This is a genomic window from Citrobacter sp. Cb031, from assembly GCF_030336725.1.
GTDB classification, from domain to species: domain Bacteria; phylum Pseudomonadota; class Gammaproteobacteria; order Enterobacterales; family Enterobacteriaceae; genus Citrobacter; species Citrobacter braakii.
On sequence record NZ_JAOWDA010000026.1, the window covers coordinates 36,669 to 62,317 of the forward strand.

Here is a 25,649-nt window from a genome sequence, read left to right on the forward strand (position 1 = left end):
TTTTTTATGCTACATCAGAACTGATAAACCATACCGACAGCAACGATATCATCATTGTTGATGCCCAGTTTATTGTCGCTATCAAGCTGGTTGATTTTATAATCGACAAACGCGGACATATTTTTGTTGAAATAGTATGTTGCGCCAACGTCGATATAATTCACCAGATCCTCATTGCCTACGCCTTCAATATCTTTCCCTTTTGACAGCACATAACCCAGTGACGGACGCAGACCAAAGTCAAACTGGTACTGAACTACCGCTTCGAAGTTCTGTGTTTTATTGGCGAAGCCACCGGAAATTGGCGTCATATTGCGCGTTTCAGAATAGAACGTCGCAATATAAATATCGTTAGCATCATATTTTAAACCGGTCGCCCAGGCTTCTGCTTTATCGCCAGTCCCACGCGTTTGCAGATTCTGCTGGTTGGTACGATCGGAGTTGGTATACGCACCGCTCACCGCGAAATCGCTGCCGCCAAAGTCATAGGTAACGGAAGTACCAAAACCGTCGCCGTTTTGTTTTTTCACATCGCGGTCCTGATTTTTCCCCTGGTATTGCAGGGTGAGATCCAGACCATCCACGACGCCGAAGAAGTCGGTGTTACGGTAGGTCGCCAGGCCGCTGGCGCGTTTGGTCATAAAGTTATCGGTCTGCGCGGAGGAGTCGCCGCCGAATTCCGGGAACATATCGGTCCACGCTTCCACGTCGTACAGCGCGCCGAGGTTACGACCGTAATCAAACGAGCCAAGGTTTTTTAATTTCAGACCGGCAAAGGCCAGACGGGTTTTTTGCTGGTTAGAGTCGCTTTCGGCTTTATTGCCGGCGAACTCTGCTTCCCAGCGGCCATATCCCGTCAGTTCATCGTTAATTTGCGTTTCGCCTTTAAAACCTAAACGGATATAGCTCTGGTCGCCGTCTTTGCTGTCATAATCCGTCATGTAATGCATGGCTTTTACTTTGCCGTACAGGTCCAGTTTATTACCGTTCTTGTTATACACTTCCGCTGCCTGTACGGATGCCGACGCAGTAATACCCATCACCACTAATGCCAGAGTGCTCTTTTTCATTTTCATTCCTGATTAAAAGTACGCGCTAATATTCACTGGGTGTGATCCCCGTTAAAAGACAGGAGGGTTTTTAACGTCTGGTAATGAACGTTTTATGACAAAGTAAGAATATTTTTAAAAAAGGATGTTTTTTTGTTTCTGTAATAAATGCGTCAAAATCTGCCGCTACGCTTGCTGATCCTGCGCAATAAAATTTCATGCTTTGTGCGCTGGTTGTTGGCAACCGGGGCCAGTCCTGCTAAAACGTTCGTTTGATATCATTTTCCCCAATTTTGAATGGCAGAGAATCATGAGTGACAGCCAGACGCTGGTGGTAAAACTTGGCACCAGTGTGTTAACGGGCGGATCGCGCCGCCTGAACCGCGCCCACATCGTAGAACTGGTTCGCCAGTGTGCGCAGCTCCATGCCGCAGGGCATCGTATTGTTATCGTTACCTCGGGCGCGATTGCCGCCGGACGTGAGCATCTGGGTTACCCTGAGCTCCCGGCAACGATAGCCTCGAAACAGCTGTTGGCGGCGGTAGGGCAGAGCCGATTGATTCAACTGTGGGAACAGTTGTTCTCGATTTACGGTATTCACATCGGACAGATGCTGCTAACGCGTGCGGATATGGAAGACAGAGAGCGCTTCCTTAACGCCCGCGATACGCTACGCGCGCTGCTGGATAACAACATCGTTCCTGTCATTAATGAGAATGACGCCGTAGCGACCGCCGAAATTAAAGTCGGTGATAACGACAACCTTTCAGCGCTGGCGGCGATTCTGGCCGGGGCCGATAAGCTGCTGCTGCTGACCGATCAGCAAGGGCTGTTTACCGCCGATCCGCGCACCAACCCGCAGGCTGAGCTGATCAAAGACGTTCACGGTATTGATGATGCGCTGCGCGCCATTGCCGGTGATAGCGTCTCGGGTCTGGGAACCGGTGGTATGGGGACTAAACTGCAGGCCGCTGATGTTGCATGCCGTGCCGGGATTGACACCATTATTGCTGCAGGCAGCAAGCCGGGCGTAATTGGCGACGTGATGGAAGGCGTTTCCGTTGGGACGCGTTTTCATGCACAGGCCTCTCCGCTGGAGAACCGTAAACGCTGGATCTTCGGCGCACCGCCTGCCGGGGAAATTACCGTTGATGAGGGGGCGACCGCAGCGATTTTGGAGCGTGGCAGTTCATTACTGCCAAAAGGCATTAAAAGCGTGACAGGCAACTTCTCTCGTGGTGAAGTGATCCGCATCTGCAATCTCGAAGGGCGCGATATTGCCCACGGCGTTACCCGCTATAACAGCGATGCGCTGCGCCGTATTGCCGGACATCACTCACAACAGATCGACACCATCCTGGGCTACGAATACGGTCCGGTTGCTGTCCATCGCGACGACATGATTACCCGTTAAGGAACAGGCATATGCTGGAACAAATGGGCATTGCTGCCAAAGCTGCGTCATACAAGCTGGCGCTGCTCTCCAGTCGCGAAAAAAACCGCGTACTGGAAACGATAGCTGATGAGCTGGAAGCGCAAACGGAAAGCATCCTCAGCGCGAACGTACAAGATGTTGAGCAAGCGCGAGCCAACGGCCTGAGCGAAGCAATGCTCGACCGCCTGGCGCTGACTCCGGCGCGTCTGAAAGCGATTGCCGACGATGTGCGTCAGGTATGTAATCTCGCCGACCCGGTCGGGCAGGTGATTGACGGCGGTCTGCTGGATAGCGGCCTGCGTCTCGAACGTCGTCGCGTTCCGCTAGGCGTGATTGGCGTGATTTATGAAGCGCGTCCAAATGTCACCGTTGACGTGGCTTCCCTGTGCCTGAAAACCGGTAATGCGGCGATCCTGCGCGGTGGGAAAGAGACGTACCGAACGAATGCGGCAACCGTGGCGGTTATCCAAAAGGCGCTGGAAGCCTGTGGTTTACCCGCTGCAGCCGTGCAGTCGATAGATAACCCGGACCGCGCGCTGGTCGCTGAAATGCTGCGTATGGATAAGTACATTGATATGCTGATCCCTCGCGGTGGCGCGGGTCTGCATAAGCTGTGCCGTGAGCAGTCGACTATCCCGGTCATCACCGGCGGCATTGGAGTTTGTCATATTTATGTTGATGATAGCGCGGAGATCGACCCGGCGCTGAAGATTATCGTCAACGCCAAAACCCAGCGACCGAGCACCTGTAACACCGTAGAAACCCTGCTGGTGCATCAGGATATCGCTGCGCGTTTTCTGTCTGCGCTGAGCCAGCAGATGGCACAAAGCGGCGTCACGCTGCATGCCGACGACACCGCGCTGGCCACATTGCAGGCAGGGCCCGCTAACGTGGTTGCGGTGAAAGCCGAAGAGTATGACGACGAGTTTCTGTCGTTGGATCTGAACGTGAAAATCGTTACCGATCTGGACGATGCTATTACCCACATTCGCGAACATGGGACCCAGCATTCCGATGCCATCCTGACGCGCACCCTGCGTAACGCCGATCGTTTCGTGAATGAAGTGGACTCTTCTGCCGTGTACGTTAACGCCTCTACTCGTTTTACCGATGGCGGCCAGTTCGGACTGGGGGCGGAAGTGGCTGTGAGTACGCAAAAACTGCACGCGCGTGGCCCAATGGGTCTGGAAGCACTGACCACCTATAAGTGGGTTGGCTTCGGTGACGACACGATTCGTGCGTAATTGAAAACGGGCGATGCCATAATAGGTCTATGATTTTCAGGTCTGTTAAGGCATTGCTCGGTTAATTCTACTCTTTACCCCGCTACCGCATTTGTTTTCTATCCTGTGTTTTATCATCATCCGCATCAGTCTGGTTTTTAGCCATGTGCTCCCCGGCGTCGAAAAGGCGACGTAACACAGAATTTTCCCTACCAGCATGAATTTTCTGGGTCTGTGGCTCACGTATTGTTCCTATGGTCCAATCTATTAGAATCAGTCTCATTTTTATGAGGAGTCGTTGCGTGAAATCGGATATTCACAAACATAGCATTCCTGTTGTGCCACTCGGCAACCCGTTTCCCCCCCGCCATTGTTCACTGTGTCCAAAGGGAGCGGCGATTGATCGTGATAATCAATACCGATTAATAGACAAAAGAAGGAAGTTTAAAGCGGGGGAGATACTCGCCCGGCAGGATGGAGCCGCGGACATGCTTTTTGTTATTCACGAGGGGTACTGCACGTCCAGCGTGGAATGTGGTGATAACGATTTTATCAGTCGCTTTTATGTTCCGGGAGATATCATGGCGCTGGATGCCGTTGAGGGGGGTAAGTATCTGACAACGATCAAGGCTGCAACGGCTGCGGAGGTATGTCATATCGATATTGCGCGGTTGTTCAAGGCAGCAGAAAAGGAGCCGTCGGTTGCAGCGGCAGTCATCAAGTTTCTCTGCAGGGACAATGGATTCATTGTTGAAAAACTACGGCGTTATGCCAATAAACATGCTGAGGCCAGAATCGCTGCTTTCCTCGTGGAGTTTTACGAAATGCATTTACGTATTGGCAGGCCTGAAACGACGCTTCGCTTGCCATTCTCGCGGGAGGAAATTGCCAGTTATCTCGATCTTAAAATTGAAACCGTTAGCCGCTCATTAAAATCCCTCGAACATCAAAAGTTGATTAGCTTACATCGGGTCCGTACGGTAACAATTAATAGTTATTTGGGATTAAAAGGTTTCTGCTAACCCTATCTTTGCCGTGCGTTATTTATCTCTTGATATTCCAGGAATATTCATTTTATATGGAAAATTCCTGGTTTTATTTATGTGGAATAATTATCAATTCGAATGATAATCCTACAGGTCAGCGCTATTTTTATAAGAATATTCCCTCTTAAATAAATATTTCATGAGAATTTTCTTGTGAAGTTAAAAAATTAGCATAATTGCAACAAATAATAAGCATTACAGAGAGAGTATGTGGATGTTAATTATCTTTATGTTTTTTAAGGGTTTTACTCCTGGGCTATTTGTATGATCTTTTTGATATTTATCAAAAACATAAAAAAGATGAATTGTTTGGTTTTTATTGTTCGTGTGGATAATAATTCTAAAAATGTACGCATTTTAAGTAATTATATCTTAGGAAACTTCTTAGATAATGTTTTTTATAGGAAAATTCTTAGTTTTTTGTAATTTTTACGTTTCAGGGTTTGTTGAGATGTTACTTAATCCAAATGATAATTTTTTGGCGCGGCAATTCTGGCTCGCAATTAATGGAACCGCTGGAGTGACTTAATAATAAGACTCGGTGGTGAGTTTGTTCTTAGGAGAAGATAAAATGAAAAAAATATTATTAGTAACATCTCTGGCTTCTGTATTTGTTGCAGCAAATGCAATGGCAGATGTTACTGCTTCTGCAACAGCCTCGTGGGACGCGACGGCAACGAAAGATACCACCAGCATGTTGGTTGTCACCCCGCTGAACTCTTTAACTTTCCAGTATGCTGAAGGGCTGAATGCCTTCAACTCTCAGGACGGTGCTTTTGATGTGACGATTCAGGGTCAGGAGACGGCAACTGATTTTGAACTGACTGCTCAGATTATTAGTAACACTCTGATCAACGCCAGTGGTGATGCTTCTACCCTGAACGTAGGGGTGGCATGGAATGGCACTGCGCTGACTAATTCATCAGATACTGTCCTTGTTAACTCCAGCTCCACTTCTGGTCTTGAAAGCTTGATGGCTGATGGCGCTTATAACGGTGCCGATCGTGTCAGCGATCAATCCAACTTCAAATTCACCATCGCGTCAGCGACTTCTGATGGTAGTCAGACAGTAGCAGATTACTCTGCACTGCCAGACGGCTATTGGACTGGCGATGTAAAAGTACAGTTCAATGCAACCTGGACGACTCCGTCTGCCTAAGTAATAAAAAATTCGGGAGAATTTGTTCTCCCGAATTTATCAGGAATGGTGTCATGAAAAAATATTTACCGGCAGCGATGTTGGTAGGGTTAGTAGCATCTTTTCCCGGATGGGCAATTAATGTTGGTGAAATCACATCGATCATGACTTCTGCTGAGAGTTCATTATCGAAAGAAATTATCAATACGACAGATGCGGCGCGTTATGTCAGTGTTTCGGTAAAACAATTGTCATCACCTTTGGCGGGGGGAATCGAAATAAAGCCCGTTAATTCCGGAGAATTACTCTCTACACCTGCCAATCTTATTCTTCCTGGCCAGGCGAAGGATGTATTTCGTTTCTTTTATAAAGGACCTGCAGATGATGTCGAGCGTTATTATCGTCTGCAATGGATAGATGAGCCGGTCACCGAGAGCGCGGAAACCCGGGCGAATAAAATGGCTGTTGCAACAGCGTCGGCTGAAATTGGCACTATCCTGGTAGTCGCGCCGCGCAAGGAGCGTTTTGAATATAGCCGAAATGGCGATGTTATTACCAATACCGGCAATGTATCGTTTCGTGTGATCGCTTATGGGGCTTGTAAAGATAAGGCTCGCGAGCGGGGGCGAGGCTGTCGCGAACGTTATTACATTATGCCGGGTACAAAAATAAAATTACAGTTTACCGACATTAGTAATAGCCGTTCACGCATCGGTATCTGGCACGGTAAGCAGTTTATTACAGTGAAGTGATGGTCAATAGCAGGGATAAATAAAATTACCGGAATGTAAGGATGCAGATGACAACAACAAATATTGTCGGCGGTAGCATTTGTCTTTTTCTTGCGCTGACACCAGGATTTTCACATGCAGCCCCAGTAAAAGTGGGTAATTATGTTATCCCCAGCGCTTTCGCCCGTTCACTGGAACAGGGAATGACGGTGCCGGTATATATTCGTTACAACGAGACTGACGAGAAAAGTCAGCAAAAAGTTGCCGATGCGGTGATTTCCCTTGTTGATGGCAATATTACGGTTAAAGCCCTGACTCTTGCTGAATTGCCCAATAATGCCGTGTTATCTGGAAAAACCCGCGCGTTGGTGGAAAAAATTCGTGATGTGAAGTTTCACGATAACACCAATATCGAGCTATCGAATGATGCACGTCTGCAACTCAACGTCTCTTCATTTCACCTGGAGATGATTGTCAGCAAAGATGCGTTAACTGAAGCGATTGTCGCACGCAGCAGCCTGCTTGGACCTTCCAGCGTGGAGACTCTCTCTAACGTCCTGAACTATAACTTTGGCACCTACTACAACGATTATCATAACGGCAGCAGTACCCGCAGCTATCTGACGATGGACAATACAACATCGCTGCGTGAACACCATGTCAACATTAACGGTTCGTTTTACGGCATAGGCGACAGCAACAGCACCAGTAAACTCTATCGCGCGATGTATGAGCGTGATTATGACGGATATCGACTGGCGCTCGGGATGCTCGACACCTGGAATGTCCAGTCTATTGCCAGCCTGAATGCGCTGAATGGTGGGAAAATTTACGGCGTAAGCTACGGAAACAAAGGAAGTACGGTTGTTGAGAATACCTCGCTTTCGCTCACGCCAATTACCGTATTTTTGCCAGCCGCTGGCGAGGTTCATGTATTTCGTGACGGGCGTTTGCTCAGCGTACAGAACTTTAATATGGGCAGTTATGAAATTGATACCAGTCGTTTTCCGTATGGTGTTTATGATGTCACGGTAGATATCGTGGTCAATGGCCGGACAATTAATAGTCGTATTAGTCGGGTTAATAAAATCTTTGCCCGCCAGCAGGCAGCTGGAATTGATCAGCTCTCATGGCAACTGTTTGGTGGCTCACTGGATTATGACCGTGTGAGCTATAAGCGAAACTACTATCAGGATTTAGGCAATGAGCAGACCTGGATTGCCGGCGGTGCCGCATCGGTGACGTTGGCGATATTGTCGGGGCTGGGCCTGAAATCTACGCTCTACGGTTTTGGTAACAATACGGTTAATGAAACGGATGTCACACTCAATGTGAATGAATACGTAAGCATTGGCAATCAGACGCTGGTAGCTAACGATTCGTCATGGCGAAACATCAGTAATATCAATCTCAATATCCCCGAGGGATATGGTTCCCTTTGGGCATCTCGTGAAGACAGTAAAATTGGCGACCGTCTGCCCATGCAGGAGCGTGACAATTATTCCATTGGTGGCACTCTTAACCTCGGGAAGTTTATTCCTCATGGCGGCTCGCTTACCGTGAGTCAGACGGAGAATCGCTACTCGGGAAATAAATACCGTAACCTGGACTACAGCACGAACCTTTATTCAGGCAAGTATGCCACGGTTGGGTTGCGCGCAGGTATTCAGCGTTATTACTACAACAACCGGAATGACGATGGGCGACAGGAACGTTATGTCAGCCTGGATTTATCGTTGCCGTTGGCGTCCTGGATGAGCATGGGCGTCTCCCGGGATCGCTATGGCAGCACTCAGGGTAATCTCAGCGCGCGCAAGCAGTATGCTGAAGGCCCCATTAAATCGGTCGGATTGTCGGCTTCGACACGCCTGAGTGGTGAGCAGTATTACGACAATAATTACTCGGTAAACGGCAATCTGAGTTATGACACGAAATATAACGCCGGCACCGTATCGGTAACGCGTTCTGCGGACAACTCAACCAATATGAACTTCTCTTCTCAAGGTTCCCTGGCGTGGGCAGGAAAAGATTTCGGTCTGAGTAAAGAGAGGCAAAGGTCAGGCATTATTGTGAAAACCGATTTAACCGGCGAAGGGAAACTGGCTGCGAAGATTAATAACCGAAATTATCTTCTCAGCGGTAAATCAAATTTCATTGCACTGCCGCCTTATGCTCAGTACAAGCTGGAGATCCTCAATGATAAAAACTCTGAAGACAGCTTTGATATTGTTTCAGGGCGCAAACAGGAACTGACGCTATATCCTGGTAACGTGGGTGTTATCAACCCTGAAGTGAAAAGTATGGTCACCGTATTCGGGCGTATTCGTTATCCCGATGGGCAGTTGGCTGCAAACACCGATATTCATAATCACATCGGTAAAACGCGTACGGATGAAAAAGGGGAGTTTGCTATCGATATCGATAAGAAATATCCGGTCATCACGTTAATTTCAGCCAATGGCAGCCTATGCGAAGCCGATCTCGATTTGGAAAAAGCACGTGGCGCAGCGTGGGTTGGTGATGTGAAATGTTCCACGCAAACCACGATGGCGCAGAGGTAATAAAATGAAAGTATTAATTAAAGTAGCTACTGTAATCTGTGCCGTGGGGAGTTTCACGCCTGCGCCTGCTTTGGCTTTAAATGCAGTATCTTCCGGCTCAGTCAGTAATAACTATTTGTTTATTGAAAATGCCATTGATAGTGAATACTTTATCACCCCCTCCGCACTCGACCCTCGTTTCAGCGGTTCAAACACGTGGATAAAATACGGTACCTCTCAGGTAAGTCTCGGGTATTTAGGTTTTGTCATCTGGACTGCGCCAGGAAATTATTATCAGGACATGTGGATTGATAATTCCCCGATTAACGGGCCTTTTCGGGGGATCCGTTGTTATAGCGGCAGCCAGTGTCCATCAACTGGATTTATTGCCGGGCAAGGCACTGATAAAAACGGTTTTTATCATGCGCAGGTGGGATCTGTCGCAGGTGTTATTGGTGGCGCCTACGGATTCGCTTCCCTGACGGATACTGCCTATGAGTACTTTCGCAATGTGCCTACCGGTAGCAGCGAAACCTATGTGTTCAACCGTTGTTATACTTCCGTGGATTATGATTATTCTTCCGGGCAACGTTGCAAAGATCAATCGAAAGGATTATGGAATTACGTCAATTATACGTTAACCAAACGCGGTCATCTGTCACTTGTATCGACTAATGCATTTCAGGAGCTTTGGGTTGCCAGCGACGGTACGCCGAGCATCACCAAAGACACTGGTTATTGCGAGCTTGGCGTGGTTAACGGCGAAGACGGCGTGATTTGCAAAATGGTAAATTATAACCTGCAACAAACCGCCAATCTGACCGCCTCTCTGACGTTTCGCGCTTATGTCGACACGGCGATGCTTGGTTTTACGCCTGGACCGGCCACCGTGAAATACTCCGGGAATGGTTCAAACTGGTATAACTATGGTACTTCAACTGCTTATTACAACGTTTTCACGACCTCTGGAGAGTACATATATATTTTTCTGTCAAAAGTATTCCTGAAAAAACTCGTCGATTCAGGAATCAGCATTACTAACACTCAACCGTTTACCTTCGGTTTTTATAATGGCTTAACACCTGAGTCAGGGCACTACCAGTTTACGCCTTCGCTACAGATCAATATTGTGCCGAAGGAGTATGGGATCAGTATCGTCTCTTCAGACAACACCGCTTCTGCGAGCGGCAGTGGCACGATTGGCGACGCCGCTCCTATAGAAATAGATTACACCGTGACAGTCTCCGGTCCTCGTCAGGCTGATAGCATTACCGCGCAAGTTATTGGAGAAAGTACGACGATAAACAGTGTGCCTTACTGTCTGTTTACCTCCCCTCAAGGCGGGCTGTCAGTCCCAATCCCCGCCTTTCTGCAGTACAACAGTCAGTCGGGGGGCGTGGTGAAGAAACGAAATAGCTGTAGTGAAGCAGCAATCAATATGAGCGATGCGCAGTGGCAACAGACGCCCTGGGACGCAAATAACAATGATGATGGAAGCTACTATACTACGGATTTAAAATTGCTTTTCCCAATGAATGATTCACGGTCGATGTTAACTGTTTCCGGAACAGATTGGGAAGGTGTCGTCAGTGCCAGTGGAGAGATAAAAGTCACGGCGAATTGGGTGGGAGTGACGCCATGAACCGCTGCCGTTTGGTGTTTAGATGGGTATTTATCTTACTTTCCGGGTTGACTATATTCTCCGCACAGGCTGTCTACCTGGAGTCGACCATTTATGAGATGCCATCGGATAAATCATTTATCAGCAAACGGATCTATAACGATAGCCAGAAACAGAATTTGTACAGTATTGGCGCAGTAAAAATTGATAAGCCTGGACCGGGAGGTGAAAACAGAAGTGCCATTGCTGAAGGCGAACTTCTGTTTACGCCGCTGAATTTTTCACTGGCTCCGCAGGCGAGTGAGTTTTTTAAGATTTTCTACCGTGGACCGCAGGATGATAAAGAACGCTATTACCGAATTCTGTTTCGTGAAATGCCGATAACGCTGTTTACCGAGCGTAATCAAGGGAAAGGTGGGCAGGCTCTCCCGGTGATTGCTATGGACACCATATTGGTTGTTCGCCCGAGAAAAATGAATCTGGCCTACACCATTGATGAGGCAAACGGAACACTGAAAAACACCGGGAATACTTTTTTTAAAATCATCGTACACCTGGGGTGCAACTCAACCGATGATGAAGCCACCATGCGTTATGTGTTGCCGGGTGAAACCTGGCGTAGTAGCGAATTGAAATCAAAAAACCGGAAATTTATCGTTGCATTGCAGAAATACATACCAGTAGGTCAGGGGTGCTTCAAACTCAATCAATAGTAAGCATTAAGTCTGATCCGATATGTCATGGTTAGATATCGAACCTATACTGTAACTGTCTTTATACAATGCAGTAATCAGCTCGGCACAGATGAAATTTTAGTCATTTGCACTCAACGTCACGGTAATTAAGAGTCAGGTAGTATGAACAGTATAATTAATGAACAGGTTGAGTATGATTCCACCAGAAAAAGCCTGAAACATCGCGATACGACAATAATTCTTTCGGCGTCTACCGCGAGACTACTTGAGCTATTCATTGCCCATAAAAATCAACAAGTCCACCGCGAGTTTATCATTGAAGAAGTGTGGAAAAAGCATGGCATGGCCCCATCGGGTCATAGTCTTAATAAAAGCATCAGTATTTTGCGAAAAGCATTTAGTGAGCTGGGGGCGGGTAATCCCATTGAAACGCTGCCTCGGCAGGGATTTTTGTTCCATGCTTCGATCAGCGATGAATCGTCATCTTCCTGTGAAGATGAAACTGTGCGTTCGGTAACTGAGACGGTGAACTCATCCGTAAGACCAAAACGTAAAAATATTATTCTGTTCATTTTATTATTTGCATTTCTTGGAAGCGCTATTTTTATATTTTCAGCACTTAATTCAAGTTCCAAAAATTTTATCTATATCAGGGCAATAGATGATTGTGAACTTTATACTGCCGATGACAATAATGCTGATAAAACGAAAGCATTTTTATCTTCTGATATGTGGCGAAAAGTAAATGCGGCTTGTCATGATGGCAAGAAAACAATTGTTTTTTATGATGATAATAATTTATCAGTCGGCAATGATCTTAGAGTGAATTTGCTTGGGATTTGTACGTTAGAGAAAGGAGGGGTTGTCCGTGAATGTGAAAATTTTGTTTATTAGTGGGGCAATCTTTCTTGCAGCGATAACAGCATATTTTTTATATCGCCATCAAGAACCTGAGACGCTGACCTGCTCGGCAAAAACTTACCTACATCTGGAGGCGCAAACTCAGGGGGTAAAAATTGAAGGTGAAGTTCTGCTGGTTTTTCGTATTTCTTCTGCTACCGAAGGGCGGGTATCTCAGATAGGAAGCCTCAATATTCAGGGTGAAAATTATGCTGTAGATCGTAATGTTATCCTGAATTTTATTGGTAAAGATCGTGATGGTTACCTGCAGACCCGTCGTGTAGCTATTGTTAAAAATAAAAATGATAATGTTCCTGATGACGTTACCGAACAGCTCATGTCACGACAGGAAATTTTTTATTATAAGATCATCCATATCGCCAAAAATGTCTATGCGATCAGAGATCTGCGACGTACGTTAATGGTTTGTCGGGCAGCATGAGTAACAATAATATGTTATCCTTATGGTTTTAGTAGTTTTATATTTTGTCGTTTTTAGTATTCGTGGTTTTTTGTTTTGTCTTGCAGTGAAAATGAGCAATAGGATTTGTATTGATGAAGAATTAGGATTTTTCCTTTTTCAATAATTAAAATGGCCTTAACATTTAATGGTAATATTCATATGGATAATCGTGATTATAAAATCTGAAACTGCGTGAGATGACTTATGGATAAAGTTAATTCGCGGACTGCATTGTAATTTCTGGAGGCTAAAGGTGTTGTATATTCTCTCGTGTATAAAACGAGGGACCTGCCATGCCATAAATTTAAGTTGGTGGTAACTATGAATACGAAAAAGGTTTTTCTGCTCAGTTATGATATTTTTCTTTTCTCAGGGATAAAAGCGTGGTTGCCAAATCTGGTGTTGGTCGATGCGCGGGCATTTATTTCTGGTTCACAGTCAATTATTCCACGGTATCCATCCTGTTTACTGGTGATCGATAACCGATTACCATTATTCCAGGTCAGGAAGTGGTTTCAGAGAAATAGCACGCAGTTTATCAATATAAACTGTATTGTTCTTCGGATGAATGAAAACCGTTCTATTAATCGGGGATATGAGGAGTATGCATTCATTAATGGACGGGAACTATCGGATCAGCTGATTTCTCAGTTGAGAGCCAATCTAATGGCTCCCAATGAGGTTGTGGAAGTCACTAAAGGTTCAGCGATATTTACGTTTCATTTGACTGAGTTTGAAGAGAAAATGCTGTATGCATCTTTCACAAAGGAAAAATTGCACGATTTTTGTCATGCTAACTCGATAACAATTAAGTCAGTGTATCGATATCGGGAACGAATTACCGCTCGTCTGGGATTTTCTCATTTTAATGAAACTATCATTTTTTTAACCAGGAATAATCTATTGCATGAAGGTTCCTCGACGAACAGTTATTCTGGTAAGAATGTAATATACGGCGAAGCATATGATGTCTCAGATTCTAGTCGACTGAGTATGGCAATAAGGAATGAAGAGATCATTCCTTATTTTCAACCCATCGTAAATATCAACGAAGATGTCTGTGGTGTTGAGGTTTTGGCTCGTTGGCCACAGGGGGATAATTATGCTATTTCTCAGCGTGAGTTTATACCGCTGGCTGAAAAAAGTGGCTTAATGAATGAGTTAACGAGCTATTTAATGAACACCGTCGCGCGTAATCTGGTCGACGGAAGCGAGGATTTCAATAAAACTTTATTCGTCTCTTTTAATGTGAGTCCATCAGGTTTAAGTAACCCCGTCTTTTATTGGGAGTGTCTTAATTTTATGGAAATAACGCAAAGGCTACCAATAAAATTGATGATTGAAATAACTGAAAACCAGACTCTCACTATTACTCCTGCAATTAAAGAGCTGATACGATCGTTGCGAAACAGAGGGGTTCTGTTTGCTTTAGATGATTTTGGGACGGGATACGCTAACCTTTGCTATCTCAATGAGTTAGACCTGGATGTTATAAAAATTGATAAAACGTTTATCAAAGCTATTAAAGAAGTTGAGCAACATATCCCTATGCTCGAGTCAATCATTCACCTTTCCGAACTCCTGGGGTTACGCATGGTGGCGGAAGGCGTTGAATATGGCTATCAGCAGCAATGGTTGGGGAAAAATAATGTTGATTACCTGCAGGGTTATCAATTTTTACCGCCAGTGACGTTTGATGATTTTATGCGTTACTACAAGCAGTCTTTAGATTTTTTTGAATCAGCGTCGGATTCTACTTTCTCAACGTAAAGCCTTTCGGGAACATCAGGGGCGGATGCCTCTGATGCAGGTATTTTTGTCGAGGTGAGTACGATAACTCCCGCCTGTCTGGTGAAGGCGATAGCCTGTTGTGAGTGAGGCATCGTTTGTTTATGTATCTAATACGGGGTATTTATAGCGGTATCAGCGTTAATTAAACCGATGCCGAGGTGAGTTCCTGGCCATGCGTCATTTCCTGACAAAATTAAGAGTCTGGTTTCCGCCGCCTCTTATCTTAGTACTTTTTCTCGTTGCGGATGTGCTGACGGCGAGTCCGCGTTTCACATTCGGCGAGGTGAATATCGTGATATGCGCATTGCTGGCCGGCGTCAGTCTGTTGGTGATATTGCATACCGCGTGGCAGATGCGGATGAAACGTACGACCCTGAATCCGCTGCATGCACATAAATCGACCACGCTTGTTACCGACGGATGTTATGCCTGGAGCCGCAACCCGATCTACCTTGGTATGAGTGGACTCCAGTTGGCCTTTGCTCTTTGCATCGGTAGCCTGACTGGAGTACTGGCTGTACCGGTGTTTATGCTGGCGGTTGCCAGATTACATATTGATTTTGAAGAGGAACAACTGCGAAAACATTTCGGGCTGGAATGGGAGCGCTATGAACAACACGTTCGCCGCTGGTTATAGTAATACCCGACCGCGTATAAGCATGTCTGTAACGACACGATTCGTGCGTAATTGAAACCGGATGATGCAAAAATAGGCGTTTGATTCGCAAGGCCATTGACGCATCGCCCGGTTAGTTTTAACCTTCTACCCCGTGCTCACATTCGTGGACATGTCCTTTTCAGGGCCGATATAGCTCAGTTGGTAGAGCAGCGCATTCGTAATGCGAAGGTCGTAGGTTCGACTCCTATTATCGGCACCATTCAATCAAGCAGTTACAACTCCACATCTTCAATGTAATCCCCTTCTTTTTGTCTCGCGCACTGGTTTAGCACTCTATAGCTTCTCATTTCCTTTCCGCTCTTCGAACCCTTCCATTGCAGCACCACTCTGCGGTTTATAGAAAAGCTTGGTGCTAACCAGGGGTTGGGTGCAGCCATGCTGCTTTTGTGTGAACGAATAAAGACTCCCCGAATAAACAGGGGAGCCCGGAAGCGTAACGCACGCGCAGGGCTATTTCTGCCGTGACTCAAGCCAGACCAGCGCCAGCGTGGAGAGCGTGCACATCAGCAGAATGCCGACAAACCAAAACAGATACCACATCGTACAGTCCTCCCTAATAAAGTTCGTGGTTGTGGCGGCGGATGGTTTCTACGTTGATTCGTCCCAGCATCTTGTAATAACTCCACAAGGTATAAAGCAGAACTATCGGTAGGAAAATCAGCACGATAACCAGCATGATACTGAGCGTCATCTGGCTGGAGGTACTGTCCCACACCGTCAGGCTAGAGAGTGGATATGCGCTGGATGGCATCACAAATGGAAACAGGGTGATTCCAGCGGTGAAGATCACGCAGGTCTGGGTCAATGAAGCAAACAGAAATCCCCACACGGCCCGACGTTGCCCGCAGGCATAGATCGCGAGCATTGGAAAAATCATGCCCAACAACGGAATAACCAACAGTAGTGGTGAATTTTCAAAGTGCGCCATCCACGCGCCCGGTGCGGTCATTACTGCCTTTAATAGCGGGTTGGACGGACCATTAGGATCCTGGCTAAGCAGCACATAGCCGTCGATCCCCGTCCACAGCCAGTACCCGGCTAACAGGAAGCAGAGCACCACTAACATTGCGCTGCGGCGGGTGGCAGACAGCGCGCGCAGGTGAAGAATGCCGTCGGTTTTCAACTGGAGCCACACGCCCCCCTGCATAATGACCAACATCAGGCTTAATGCGCCGCACAGTAGGGCAAAAGGAGAGAGCAATTCCCAGAACGTGCCCAGATATTGCACGTGTAATTGTGGCGTGAACACCAAAGGCACCCCCTGGAACAGATTGCCGAAGGCGACGCCGAAGATAACCGGTGGCACCAGGCTGCCGATAACCAACCCGGTGTCCCACATGGCGCGCCAGCGTGCATTCGCTATTTTACCGCGATAATCAAAGGCCAATGGACGAAAGAAAAGGGCGCACAGCACCAGAATCATCGCCACATAAAACCCCGAAAATGCAGCAGCATAGACGCGCGGCCAGGCTGCGAATAATGCACCGCCCGCCAGAATGAGCCACACCTGGTTACCCTCCCAGTGTGCCCCTACGCTATTGATTAACACCCGACGTTCATCATCGTTGCGCGCGATCAGCGGTAACAGGCAGCCGACCCCCATATCAAACCCGTCAGTGACCATAAAGGCCACCAGAATAATGCCAATCAGCAGCCACCAAATGAGCCGCAACGTTTCATAATCCAACATGATGCTCTCCTTTATTCCTGTTGTTGTGCCGGTTGTTGACGTTGCATCGCATCTGGACCAAGACGCGCGTATTTTTGCATCAGGTAGACTTCGGCAATTAAAAACAGGGTGTAAAGCGTGAGGATTAGCCCCATGGAGAAGGCCAGTTGGCCCGCGCTCAGCGCAGAGTGGGCGTACCAGGTCGGCAAAATATCCTGAATCGCCCACGGCTGGCGGCCAAACTCCGTCATAAACCAGCCTGCTTCAATGGCAATCCACGGTAGTGGCAGGCTCCACAGCGTTATGTGCAGTAACCAGCGATGCTGGTCGATACGCCAGCGTAAGGTCTGTATCAGCGCAATCGCCATCACCAGCAGCAGAAGGGAACCGCATCCAATCATGATGCGAAAGCTCCAGAACACGGGGGCGACTTGCGGAATAGCGCCGCGTTGTGCGGCCTGATATTGCGCTGGCGTGACATGGTTCATGTCAGGGGCGTAGTTTGCTAACAGGATGCCGTAACCCAGATCTTTTTCCACGGCGTGAAAAGCGCGCAGTAGCTGAGGCGTGCGGTTACCTTTGGCGATTTCCTGCATCAGCAACCATGCTTCCCGGCCCCGCTGCAGGCGGGGTAGCGCGTCTGCCATCAGGTTCTTCAGCCCCGGAACTGGCGTATCTAAAGAGTGAGTCGCCAGGATACCCAGCAGGGCCGGTATCTTCACGGAAAAGGCGTTACGCTCTTGCTCCTGCTGCGGCCAGGCTATCACATGAAAGGGCGCAGGTGCCGGTTCGGTTTGCCATTCCCCTTCCATTGCCGCCAGTTTTACCGGCTGGCGTTGGGCGACCTCATAGGCTGAGCTATCTCCCAGTTGCAGAGTGCCGAGGATAGCCAGTGTGCCAAAGACGGAACCTACCGCGAAGGAGCGCAGGGCGAACTCGCGAGCGCGACCACGCAGTAGATACCAGGCGCTGATGGACATCACAAACATGGCGCCTGTGACATAACCAGACATCACGGTATGCACAAATTTCACCTGGCTGATGGGGTTAAAAACCAGCGCGCTAAAGCTGCTCATCTCCATGCGCAGGGTATCAATATTAAAGTGAGCGCCTGTTGGATATTGCATCCAGCCGTTGGCGTTGAGGATCCACAGGGCCGAGATATTGGAGCCAAACGCTACCAGCCAGGTCACCAGTAAATGCTGATACTTGTTTAAGCGCTGCCAGCCGAAGAAGAACAGCCCCACGAATGTGGATTCAAGAAAGAAAGCCATCAAGGCTTCCATCGCCAGCGGAGCACCGAAAATATCGCCCACATAGTTGGAATAGAGCGACCAGTTAGTCCCGAACTGAAACTCCATGGTCAGGCCGGTCGCCACACCGAGCGCAAAGTTAATACCGAATAACTTTCCCCAGAAACGCGTCATGTCGCGGTAGACTGTTTTGCCCGTCACCACGAACAGGGTTTCCATGATAGCCAGCAAAAAAATCAGCCCCAGCGTCAGGGGAACAAACAGAAAATGGTACAGCGCGGTCAGCGCAAACTGCCAGCGCGATAAGTCAATGACGTCCCACATGCGAACTCCATCAGGCATTAGAGAGTGAACAGATAAGGAAGAAAACGCCAGACCCGCAGCAGAAAAGTATGCGGGTCGGGAGAAGGGGATCAGGCCGGCGGGCCGGATGCCAGCCAGCTACAGACTTCATCCAGGCGCTGGAGCGAGTCGAGCAGATCCTCCGGAGCAGCCAGTACCAGTTCCGGTAATGGACAGATCTCATAACTCTCGAGCAGAAGCCCTTTCAGGGTATCCAGACAGCGCAGATGCCAGACATGGCGCAGCGCCGTGGCGTCGATTTGGCTCTCGCCGTAGCCGATGGTGCGGATCTGAATGCGTCCTTCGCCACACAGGCGGGAGAGGAACTGGCGATCCGCATCGCTAACCGGGAGTTGGGTGAGGTTAATGCTATGAGGTTGCGTGGCCGGATCGCGCACGTGCGCCAGCAGTTCCTGAGCCAGCGTCAGGCCATTCATCAACCCATCGACGGGCGGAGGCAACAGGCTATCGTCTGGCAGCGTCGTGATTGTTGCTGCCTGCCACAGCGCCCGTGGCGCACTGCCTGCCTCCAGATGCTCCTCCCATTGACCCAAGTCATTCTGGCAACGCACCCGCCAGATTCCGCAGAAAATAGACTCCTGAATCACACTCGCCCTGCCGTCAGCCTGCTGGATACGCACGGAAACTTCGCCTTCGCCGAGCAGCGTATTCAAAAACGTGAGGTCGTCTGCGTTGAGCGTGGATAAATCCCATCCCAGCACGTCCTGTTTTACGGGGATTTTCTGGCTAAGCTGGTGGCGCACGTCGGCTAACAATGCCATCACCGCCGGGCTGTGCGGACAGTTTTCCAGCCTCGCCATGCTGGGGCTGCTGTTGACCTGGCAGGTGAGGGGCAAGGGATTCATGCTGAAGCTGTCATCGCCCGGCAGGGTTCCCGGCCCCAGCAGATGAAAAAAGGTATCACTCATCTTGCAGGCTCCGGGGGATACGTTCTTCAACGAGGGGGCGCATCAGGTTGAGCAGGTCGGCCCACGGGTGGATGCCGCTGAGAATGCCGCGCAGCTCGCCGTGGATAAATACCAGCGTGGCCGGGAAGCGGAATACGCCAAAACGATCGCCGATAGCCTCGCTGTGCTCGAGATTCGCCATAGCGATTTGCCAGTCAAACTGGGGAAACTCGCGGAGCAACTCGGCAATCATTACCGGGTTATCGCTGACTTCTGGCGTGCGGCGGGGATCGCTACTGAGCAGCACCACGCCATCACGCACACGCGTTACCCAGTCATCCAGTTCAGATGCGGTCAGCGGTTGCCAGCCGCGCGCCAGCATGCGTTGCCATAGCGCAGAAAATGGTTTGTCATTCAACATGTTGCTTATCTCTCCAGCGTTACACGATACTGGCGAATACGCACGCCTTCATAGTTTTCCAGCGACAGGCATTCATAGTTCAGGCAACGCGTTTCATCGATTGTCTGTGGCGCGATGCCCCACGCGGCCAGTTGCCTTAGCGCGGCTTGTTCTGCCGCCGGGAGCTGAGCGCGCGCGATGTCGGTCAGGCTGCCGCCATAGTCGTCCAGCTGCACCGGCTGTAGTCCTACGAGGGCGATGTGGGCGGGCAGATGACCGCGAATCTCCGCCAGAGCAAGCACTTCGGAGAAGCTGTTCTGATGCAGACTCATTTTTTTGGCGCTGAGGTAACTGGGGACTTGTTCACCGGCGTAGGATTGCAAAGTGCCTGGCGCGAGTCCGTAGTCGATGGCGTCCAGCAGCAACAAATGGCTGGCCTGCTCAACGTAGCCCAGCAGATTCAGCCCTTGCGTGCCGCCGTCGACAATCTCTACCCATTCCGGCCAGTGATAGTGGGCGTACAGGCGTTCGGCAACGCGAATGCCAAATCCTTCATCTGCCCACAGCAGGTTGCCTAAGCCCATCACGATGACGTTAGGTTCGCTCATGACGCCTCCTTATCGTGCTGGCGTTTGGCAAATTTGTGGCTACGATAGCCGTTGATCATGGTTGAGATGACGGTATCGTCAGACATGATGTCCTCGCGGATAGCCATATACACATGACCGATGATGAAGGCGGCGATGAACCACATCCCCAACCGATGCCAGCTGTGGATATCGAGAGAGTTACCGCCGGTCCAGTAGAAAAACTCCGTCACATAGTGGAAGGGGGTAAAAATGGCGTACTGGCTATGCTCGCTGTATAAGGCAAAACCGGTGAGGATCATAAAAACTGAGAGCAGGAAATAACCGAACATCGCCGCCTGCGCGACGGGGTTATGGCCGATATCTTCTCCCGGTTTTTTTTCCAGAAACAGATACCAGCGCACCACCGAAAAGGCACCCTGCCACCAACTGCGACGCCAGACAGGCACGATAAACAGCTCGCGTGAATAGCGATTGCCGACGAAGGCCCAGTAAATGCGACCCAACAGTATCACCGTAAACACCATGGCTGCGGCGAAATGTACTAACCGGATGTCGCCCATGTAGAACAGGTAAGTGGCCTCGCCGTTGACCGACGGCAGTGGTCGGCCAATGAAGTATCCGGTTACCATCAAAACCAACATGCAGCCCACTGTCAGCCAGTGCCACAAGCGTACGGGCGCTTCAAACACATAGTGGCTGACGGCGGTATCACGCGCCTCCCCGACGCGTGGGGATATCTTTCCAGTCATCGTTCCGTTCCTTAACGCTTAGCGAACCTGGACTGCGATAAGTTCGCTGCCGTCGTCGCCGAGGACGTGGGTTGAACATGCCAGGCAGGGGTCGAAGCTGTGCAAGGTGCGCAGGATCTCCAGTGGTTGATCCGGTATCGCCATTTGGGTGCCCATCAACGCCGCCTCGTAGGCGCCAATTTGCCCCTTCGGATCGCGCGGGCTGGCATTCCAGGTGGTCGGCACTACGCACTGATACACATCGATCTTCTGGTCGCGAATCGATGCCCAGTGACCGAGTGCTCCGCGCGGCGCCTCGGTAAAACCGATCCCACGGCACTGCTGCGGCCAGCTTGCAGGCTCCCATTTTTCGGTATTCGCCGTAGCCAGATTGCCGTTTTTCAGGTTGGTCATCAGCTTGTCGAAGAAATATTGCAGCTTGCTCACGGCCCACTGCGCCTCGTGCGCGCGGCATAAAATACGCCCCAGCGTCGACTGCATACCCGACAGCGGCAGTTTGAGTGCGGACATCATGCGATCGACGGATTCAATCGTGGCGGCATCCCCTTTGTGATAGGCAATCAGCGTACGCGCCAACGGTCCAACTTCCATGGCGTGTCCGCGCCAGCGCGGGGCTTTGATCCACGAGTAGCGTTCCTGTTCGTTGAGCTGCTGGATATCGGTATCGCTGCCTTTGACATCGCCGGGGTTGTACCAGGGTTCAGTAATCCCCTCGAACGGGTGACGACCTAATTGATCGTCCGGATAACGGTACCAGGCATGATCGACAAACTCCTGAATTTGCTGCTGATCGGCCAGATCCACCGGCATGACGTTGTTAAAATCACCGTTAATGACCGCGCCGCCAGGCATCAACAGGCTCTTCGCGCTGAAGTCGTTGGCAATATCCGGGAACGCGCCGTAGCTTAAGACGCACTTATCAGACAGCCCGGTGCCAATCTGGCTCCAGGGTTTGTTGAACTGGCCGATAGCCAGCGCGTCAGGAACCATGACGTTGTTGATGAAGTCGGCGGTGCGGGTGATGATCGACTGTACCAGGTTAAGGCGTTCCATATCGACCGCGCCAACCGCGCCGCTCTGATCGATATTGATAGCGCATGGCATGCCGCCGACAATCCAGTTAGGATGCGGATTCTTGCCGCCAAACACCGTATGGATTTTGATAATCTCGCGCTGAAAATCGAGCGCTTCCAGATAATGGGCAAAACCCATCAGGTTAGCCTCTGGCGACAGTTTGTACTGCGGATGTCCCCAATAACCGTTGCGGAAAATCCCCAACTGACCGCCGTTGACAAATTTCTTCAGGCGGTTTTGTACGTCAAAGAAGTAGCCCGGGGAGGACATCGGCCAGGCTGAAAGGCTTTGTGCCAACTGCGAGGTTGCGCGCGGGTCGGCTTTCAGGGCATTCAGAACGTCAATCCAGTCCATTCCGGCTAGCTGGTAAAAGTGGACCAGGTGGTCGTGGCACCACAGCGTCGCCAGCATAATATTGCGAATGATGTTGGCGTTGTCGGGCACCTTGATGCCAATGGCATCTTCAATGGCATAGACCGATGCGAGCGCATGTACGCCAGTGCACACTCCGCAAATTCGTTCGACAAACGCCCAGGCATCGCGCGGGTCGCGCCCTTGCAGAATAATTTCCAGTCCACGGAACATGGTGCCGCAGGAAACCGCGTTGGTGATGATGTTCTGCTCATCAATGTTCACCTCACAACGCATATGGCCTTCAATGCGCGTAATGGGGTCGACAACCAGGCGGCGGCCGGCATTATTGACCGTATATCCCTGGGTTTGATACGAATTGCTCATGCCTGTTTATCCTCATTGTCTGGCGACTGTTGTCCGGCGTCGGCTAATTGCTGTTTGTGGCGGTTATGTTGATTGACGGCGCTGGCGACTGCGTGGACACCGACGCTGGCGGCCACCACGCCAAGCGCGGTGAGGCCCACGGTATCGGCGGTTGAATGCGTCCCCATCTGCGGGATATCGACCACGCGGCTGTAGAACGAACCGCGATCCCAGAAGCCGTTCTCTGAACATCCCAGACACCCATGACCGGACTGGATGGGGAAAGAAACGCCGCCATTCCAGCGGGTGGTGGAGCAGGCGTTATAAGTGGTAGGCCCTTTGCAGCCCATTTTGTACAGACAATAGCCTTTTCGGGCTGCGTCATCGTCCCAACTCTCAACGAACTCCCCGGCGTCAAAGTGGGCGCGGCGGTAGCATTTGTCGTGAATACGCTGACCATAGAACATCAGCGGACGCCCCAGACGATCGAGTTCAGGCAGACGATCAAACGTCACCATATAGGTAATGATGGCGCTCATGACATCCGGAATCGGCGGGCAGCCGGGCACTTTCACGATTGGTTTATCGGTGATCACCTTATCGATCGGCGTTGCCTGGGTTGGATTAGGCCGTGCGGCCTGCACGCAGCCCCAGGAGGCACAGGTTCCCCAGGCGATAATCGCGCTGGCGCCTGCCGCGGCTCTTTTTAGCTTTTCAATAAACGGTCGCCCGCCGCTGATGCAGAACATTCCTTGTTCACCCAGCGGAGGATTGCCCTCGACGGCCAGAATGTATCGGCCGTGGTAGCGGCTCAGAATGTCTTCAAATACCTCTTCGGCCTGCGTTCCGGCGGCGGCCATCAGGGTGTCGTCGTAATCAAGAGAAATCAGGGAGAGGATGACGTCTTTGGCGAGTGGGTGAGAGGAGCGGATAAATGATTCAGTGCAACAGGTGCATTCCAGCCCGTGGATCCAGACGACCGGGATCCGGGGTTTGTTTTCCAGCGCCCAGGCTATTCTGGGCGTCATTGCGGCTCCCAGCCCAAGCGATGTTGCTGCGAGGCTGCAATATTTGAGAAAACTGCGTCGACTCACCCCTTTGCGGCGCATCGCCTGATAAAAGGTCTCCTCGTTATTCGTATTCATAACACGCGTTTCTTCCCCCGTTGAGTTCTGGCCACGTCGCCAGCGATAATCTAAAAAAGCCTATCCGATCAGCAGGGAGAAACAATGCAAAGTGTAGGGTTATGTCCTATTGCGATATTTTCGTGCCCGTTACCTGTTTTTCACTGTCCGGGAATAAAAAAACGCACAGGGGGAGACCGCCCTGTGCGTCGGGTTTATTGCGGAAGAACTTAAACCCCAAGGCGATCGCGTAAGCTGTAATATGCCGCCCCCATGGCGGTAAACGGAATGCGCAGGCTGCGCCCCCCTGGGAACGGGTAGTGCGGCAGTTTGGCGAAAGCGTCAAAGCGCTCGGCATCCCCGCGCAGCAGTTCAGAAATCAGACGTCCTGCCAGGTGGGTACAGGTCACGCCGTGGCCGCTGTAGCCCTGCATATAGTAAATGTTGGTATCAAGACGGCCAAACTGCGGCATGCGAGATAGCGTTAACAGGAAATTACCGGTCCAGCGGTAATCAATTTTTACCCCCTGCAATTGCGGGAAGGTTTTCAGCAGTTTCGGCATTACCAGACGTTCAATATCGTCCGGATCGCGGGCGCCGTAGACCACGCCGCCGCCGTACAACAGGCGGTTATCGCCGGTCAGACGGTAGTAATCCAGCAGATAGTTACAATCTTCCACGCAGTAGTTTTTTGGAATCAGCGAGCGTGCCATCTCCGCAGACAACGGTTCGGTGGTTAACACCTGTGTGCCGCATGGCATGCTGCTTTTTGCCAGCGCAGGCTCGAGTTTGTCGCCGAGGTAGGCGTTGCCCGCGACGATCACAAAGCGGGCCGTAACCTCACCTTTTTCGGTGCTGACCACCGCCGGGCTGGTGTGCTGGATACGGGTGACCGGCGACTGTTCGAAGACGCGCCCGCCGTTCAGACGAATGGCGTTAGCTTCGCCAATCGCCAGGTTCAGCGGATGAATATGACCACCGCTGTGGTCGAGCAGCGCGCCGACATAACGATCGCTGCTGACTTCGCGACGAATTTCGCTGCTGTCTAACAGTTCAAGCTGCGTGTTGCCGTAGCGTTCCCAGTTCGACTTCTGCTCCTCCAGCGTTTCCATCTGCTTGTGGTTCAGCGCCGCAAACAGTCCGCCGGGGCGATAGTCGCATTCGATCTGATAACGCTTGATACGTTCGCGGATGATATTACCGCCTTCAAACATCATGCTGCCAAGCATTTTGGCGGCGTCCGGGCCATAGGTGCGCTCGATGACGTCGATATCGCGACTGTAGGAGTTCACCAACTGACCGCCGTTACGTCCGCTGGCCCCGAAGCCAATACGTGCGGATTCCAGTAGCACTACGTCGTAACCCATCTCCGCTAAGTGCAGGGCGGAGGAGAGTCCGGTATATCCACCGCCCACGACGCAAACATCACAGCTAACCGACTCGCTAAGGGTGGGAAACGGTTCGTACTGATTGGCGCTTGCGGCGTAATAACTGCTGGTATGTTCAGTCATG

The 25,649-nt window shown here is 50.1% G+C and carries 23 protein-coding genes and 1 tRNA gene; 13 read left to right on the forward strand and 11 right to left on the reverse strand.

Annotated features, from left to right (window positions below):
- Positions 1 to 14: 14 nt before the first annotated feature.
- Positions 15 to 1,070, reverse strand: a complete 1,056-nt coding sequence (gene phoE / locus OGV93_RS11535; RefSeq protein WP_016151867.1) for a phosphoporin PhoE — start codon at positions 1,068 to 1,070, stop codon at positions 15 to 17.
- A gap of 289 nt (positions 1,071 to 1,359) precedes the next feature.
- Here phoE and proB point away from each other — a divergent pair, with 289 nt between their 5' ends.
- The 13 genes from proB to OGV93_RS11600 all read left to right on the forward strand — a co-directional run bounded on the left by proB (position 1,360) and on the right by OGV93_RS11600 (position 15,510).
- A complete protein-coding gene (gene proB, locus OGV93_RS11540; protein WP_003031373.1) occupies positions 1,360 to 2,463 on the forward strand; it encodes a glutamate 5-kinase in 1,104 nt (367 codons plus the stop codon).
- 11 nt (positions 2,464 to 2,474) lie between these two features.
- Entirely contained in the window at positions 2,475 to 3,728 is a 1,254-nt protein-coding gene (gene proA, locus OGV93_RS11545; protein WP_137352372.1) for a glutamate-5-semialdehyde dehydrogenase, read from the forward strand.
- 281 nt (positions 3,729 to 4,009) lie between these two features.
- Complete coding sequence (locus OGV93_RS11550; RefSeq protein WP_200083796.1) at positions 4,010 to 4,729, forward strand: Crp/Fnr family transcriptional regulator; 720 nt, start codon at positions 4,010 to 4,012, stop codon at positions 4,727 to 4,729.
- Between the two features lie 595 nt (positions 4,730 to 5,324).
- A complete protein-coding gene (gene ecpA / locus OGV93_RS11555; RefSeq protein ID WP_046276283.1) occupies positions 5,325 to 5,912 on the forward strand; it encodes a common pilus major fimbrillin subunit EcpA in 588 nt (195 codons plus the stop codon).
- A 53-nt stretch (positions 5,913 to 5,965) separates the two neighbouring features.
- Positions 5,966 to 6,643, forward strand: a complete 678-nt coding sequence (locus OGV93_RS11560) for an EcpB family pilus assembly chaperone (RefSeq protein ID WP_065554268.1) — start codon at positions 5,966 to 5,968, stop codon at positions 6,641 to 6,643.
- Between the two features lie 47 nt (positions 6,644 to 6,690).
- Positions 6,691 to 9,183 (forward strand): CS1-pili formation C-terminal domain-containing protein, encoded by a 2,493-nt coding sequence (locus tag OGV93_RS11565; protein ID WP_284201686.1) that lies wholly within the window; start codon positions 6,691 to 6,693, stop codon positions 9,181 to 9,183.
- Positions 9,184 to 9,187: 4 nt separating this feature from the next.
- The gene (locus OGV93_RS11570) at positions 9,188 to 10,804 is read left to right on the forward strand and encodes a fimbrial adhesin EcpD family protein (protein ID WP_046276285.1); all 1,617 of its coding nucleotides are present in this window, start codon (positions 9,188 to 9,190) and stop codon (positions 10,802 to 10,804) included.
- Positions 10,801 to 11,496: a fimbrial biogenesis chaperone gene (locus tag OGV93_RS11575; protein WP_047417050.1), complete on the forward strand. Its 696-nt coding sequence runs from the start codon at positions 10,801 to 10,803 to the stop codon at positions 11,494 to 11,496. The genes OGV93_RS11570 and OGV93_RS11575 overlap by 4 nt, the downstream gene beginning before the upstream one ends.
- A gap of 144 nt (positions 11,497 to 11,640) precedes the next feature.
- Positions 11,641 to 12,372 carry a winged helix-turn-helix domain-containing protein gene (locus tag OGV93_RS11580; RefSeq protein ID WP_131380709.1) on the forward strand — a complete coding sequence of 244 codons (732 nt, stop codon included), beginning with the start codon at positions 11,641 to 11,643 and terminating at the stop codon, positions 12,370 to 12,372.
- Positions 12,347 to 12,820 carry a FidL-like protein gene (locus OGV93_RS11585; RefSeq protein WP_131380711.1) on the forward strand — a complete coding sequence of 158 codons (474 nt, stop codon included), beginning with the start codon at positions 12,347 to 12,349 and terminating at the stop codon, positions 12,818 to 12,820. Before OGV93_RS11580 ends, OGV93_RS11585 begins: the two co-directional genes overlap by 26 nt.
- A 342-nt stretch (positions 12,821 to 13,162) precedes the next feature.
- Positions 13,163 to 14,611 carry an EAL domain-containing protein gene (locus OGV93_RS11590; RefSeq protein ID WP_046276289.1) on the forward strand — a complete coding sequence of 483 codons (1,449 nt, stop codon included), beginning with the start codon at positions 13,163 to 13,165 and terminating at the stop codon, positions 14,609 to 14,611.
- A gap of 313 nt (positions 14,612 to 14,924) precedes the next feature.
- Complete coding sequence (locus OGV93_RS11595) at positions 14,925 to 15,269, forward strand: methyltransferase family protein (RefSeq protein ID WP_287109586.1); 345 nt, start codon at positions 14,925 to 14,927, stop codon at positions 15,267 to 15,269.
- Between the two features lie 165 nt (positions 15,270 to 15,434).
- A tRNA-Thr gene (locus tag OGV93_RS11600) sits at positions 15,435 to 15,510 on the forward strand.
- Between the two features lie 251 nt (positions 15,511 to 15,761).
- Here the strand turns inward: OGV93_RS11600 and cbdX are convergent.
- The 10 genes from cbdX to OGV93_RS11650 form a co-directional block, all read right to left on the reverse strand.
- A complete protein-coding gene (gene cbdX, locus OGV93_RS11605; protein WP_016151902.1) occupies positions 15,762 to 15,851 on the reverse strand; it encodes a cytochrome bd-II oxidase subunit CbdX in 90 nt (29 codons plus the stop codon).
- 13 nt (positions 15,852 to 15,864) lie between these two features.
- The gene (gene appB / locus OGV93_RS11610; protein ID WP_155573999.1) at positions 15,865 to 17,001 is read right to left on the reverse strand and encodes a cytochrome d ubiquinol oxidase subunit II; all 1,137 of its coding nucleotides are present in this window, start codon (positions 16,999 to 17,001) and stop codon (positions 15,865 to 15,867) included.
- An 11-nt stretch (positions 17,002 to 17,012) separates the two neighbouring features.
- On the reverse strand, positions 17,013 to 18,557 hold the full coding sequence (gene appC, locus OGV93_RS11615; RefSeq protein ID WP_155574000.1) for a cytochrome bd-II oxidase subunit 1: 1,545 nt from the start codon (positions 18,555 to 18,557) through the stop codon (positions 17,013 to 17,015).
- Between the two features lie 89 nt (positions 18,558 to 18,646).
- Entirely contained in the window at positions 18,647 to 19,504 is an 858-nt protein-coding gene (locus tag OGV93_RS11620; protein WP_181634966.1) for a hydrogenase expression/formation protein, read from the reverse strand.
- Entirely contained in the window at positions 19,497 to 19,904 is a 408-nt protein-coding gene (gene hyaE, locus OGV93_RS11625; protein ID WP_235116679.1) for a hydrogenase-1 operon protein HyaE, read from the reverse strand. The genes OGV93_RS11620 and hyaE overlap by 8 nt, the downstream gene beginning before the upstream one ends.
- Positions 19,905 to 19,909: 5 nt before the next feature.
- A complete protein-coding gene (gene hyaD, locus OGV93_RS11630) occupies positions 19,910 to 20,491 on the reverse strand; it encodes a hydrogenase 1 maturation protease (RefSeq protein WP_046276295.1) in 582 nt (193 codons plus the stop codon).
- Complete coding sequence (hyaC, locus tag OGV93_RS11635) at positions 20,488 to 21,222, reverse strand: Ni/Fe-hydrogenase b-type cytochrome subunit (protein ID WP_049042196.1); 735 nt, start codon at positions 21,220 to 21,222, stop codon at positions 20,488 to 20,490. The genes hyaD and hyaC overlap by 4 nt, the downstream gene beginning before the upstream one ends.
- 18 nt (positions 21,223 to 21,240) lie before the next feature.
- Entirely contained in the window at positions 21,241 to 23,034 is a 1,794-nt protein-coding gene (gene hyaB / locus OGV93_RS11640) for a Ni/Fe-hydrogenase large subunit (protein WP_080859992.1), read from the reverse strand.
- A complete protein-coding gene (gene hyaA / locus OGV93_RS11645; protein WP_046276297.1) occupies positions 23,031 to 24,158 on the reverse strand; it encodes a hydrogenase 1 small subunit in 1,128 nt (375 codons plus the stop codon). The genes hyaB and hyaA overlap by 4 nt, the downstream gene beginning before the upstream one ends.
- A gap of 209 nt (positions 24,159 to 24,367) precedes the next feature.
- Complete coding sequence (locus OGV93_RS11650) at positions 24,368 to 25,648, reverse strand: NAD(P)/FAD-dependent oxidoreductase (RefSeq protein ID WP_287109587.1); 1,281 nt, start codon at positions 25,646 to 25,648, stop codon at positions 24,368 to 24,370.
- Between the last annotated feature and the right edge of the window lies 1 nt (position 25,649).

Excerpts from the sequence above, each read along its gene's own strand:
- phoE (WP_016151867.1), bottom strand. The coding sequence starts at position 1,070 with ATGAAAAAGAGCACTCTGGCATTAGTGGTGATGGGTATTACTGCGTCG.
- proB (WP_003031373.1), top strand. The coding sequence starts at position 1,360 with ATGAGTGACAGCCAGACGCTGGTGGTAAAACTTGGCACCAGTGTGTTA.
- proA (WP_137352372.1), top strand. The coding sequence starts at position 2,475 with ATGCTGGAACAAATGGGCATTGCTGCCAAAGCTGCGTCATACAAGCTG.
- ecpA (WP_046276283.1), top strand. The coding sequence starts at position 5,325 with ATGAAAAAAATATTATTAGTAACATCTCTGGCTTCTGTATTTGTTGCA.
- OGV93_RS11560 (WP_065554268.1), top strand. The coding sequence starts at position 5,966 with ATGAAAAAATATTTACCGGCAGCGATGTTGGTAGGGTTAGTAGCATCT.
- OGV93_RS11565 (WP_284201686.1), top strand. The coding sequence starts at position 6,691 with ATGACAACAACAAATATTGTCGGCGGTAGCATTTGTCTTTTTCTTGCG.
- OGV93_RS11570 (WP_046276285.1), top strand. The coding sequence starts at position 9,188 with ATGAAAGTATTAATTAAAGTAGCTACTGTAATCTGTGCCGTGGGGAGT.
- OGV93_RS11575 (WP_047417050.1), top strand. The coding sequence starts at position 10,801 with ATGAACCGCTGCCGTTTGGTGTTTAGATGGGTATTTATCTTACTTTCC.
- OGV93_RS11580 (WP_131380709.1), top strand. The coding sequence starts at position 11,641 with ATGAACAGTATAATTAATGAACAGGTTGAGTATGATTCCACCAGAAAA.
- OGV93_RS11590 (WP_046276289.1), top strand. The coding sequence starts at position 13,163 with ATGAATACGAAAAAGGTTTTTCTGCTCAGTTATGATATTTTTCTTTTC.
- cbdX (WP_016151902.1), bottom strand. The coding sequence starts at position 15,851 with ATGTGGTATCTGTTTTGGTTTGTCGGCATTCTGCTGATGTGCACGCTC.
- appB (WP_155573999.1), bottom strand. The coding sequence starts at position 17,001 with ATGTTGGATTATGAAACGTTGCGGCTCATTTGGTGGCTGCTGATTGGC.
- appC (WP_155574000.1), bottom strand. The coding sequence starts at position 18,557 with ATGTGGGACGTCATTGACTTATCGCGCTGGCAGTTTGCGCTGACCGCG.
- OGV93_RS11620 (WP_181634966.1), bottom strand. The coding sequence starts at position 19,504 with ATGAGTGATACCTTTTTTCATCTGCTGGGGCCGGGAACCCTGCCGGGC.
- hyaE (WP_235116679.1), bottom strand. The coding sequence starts at position 19,904 with ATGTTGAATGACAAACCATTTTCTGCGCTATGGCAACGCATGCTGGCG.
- hyaD (WP_046276295.1), bottom strand. The coding sequence starts at position 20,491 with ATGAGCGAACCTAACGTCATCGTGATGGGCTTAGGCAACCTGCTGTGG.
- hyaC (WP_049042196.1), bottom strand. The coding sequence starts at position 21,222 with ATGACTGGAAAGATATCCCCACGCGTCGGGGAGGCGCGTGATACCGCC.
- hyaB (WP_080859992.1), bottom strand. The coding sequence starts at position 23,034 with ATGAGCAATTCGTATCAAACCCAGGGATATACGGTCAATAATGCCGGC.
- hyaA (WP_046276297.1), bottom strand. The coding sequence starts at position 24,158 with ATGAATACGAATAACGAGGAGACCTTTTATCAGGCGATGCGCCGCAAA.
- OGV93_RS11650 (WP_287109587.1), bottom strand. The coding sequence starts at position 25,648 with ATGACTGAACATACCAGCAGTTATTACGCCGCAAGCGCCAATCAGTAC.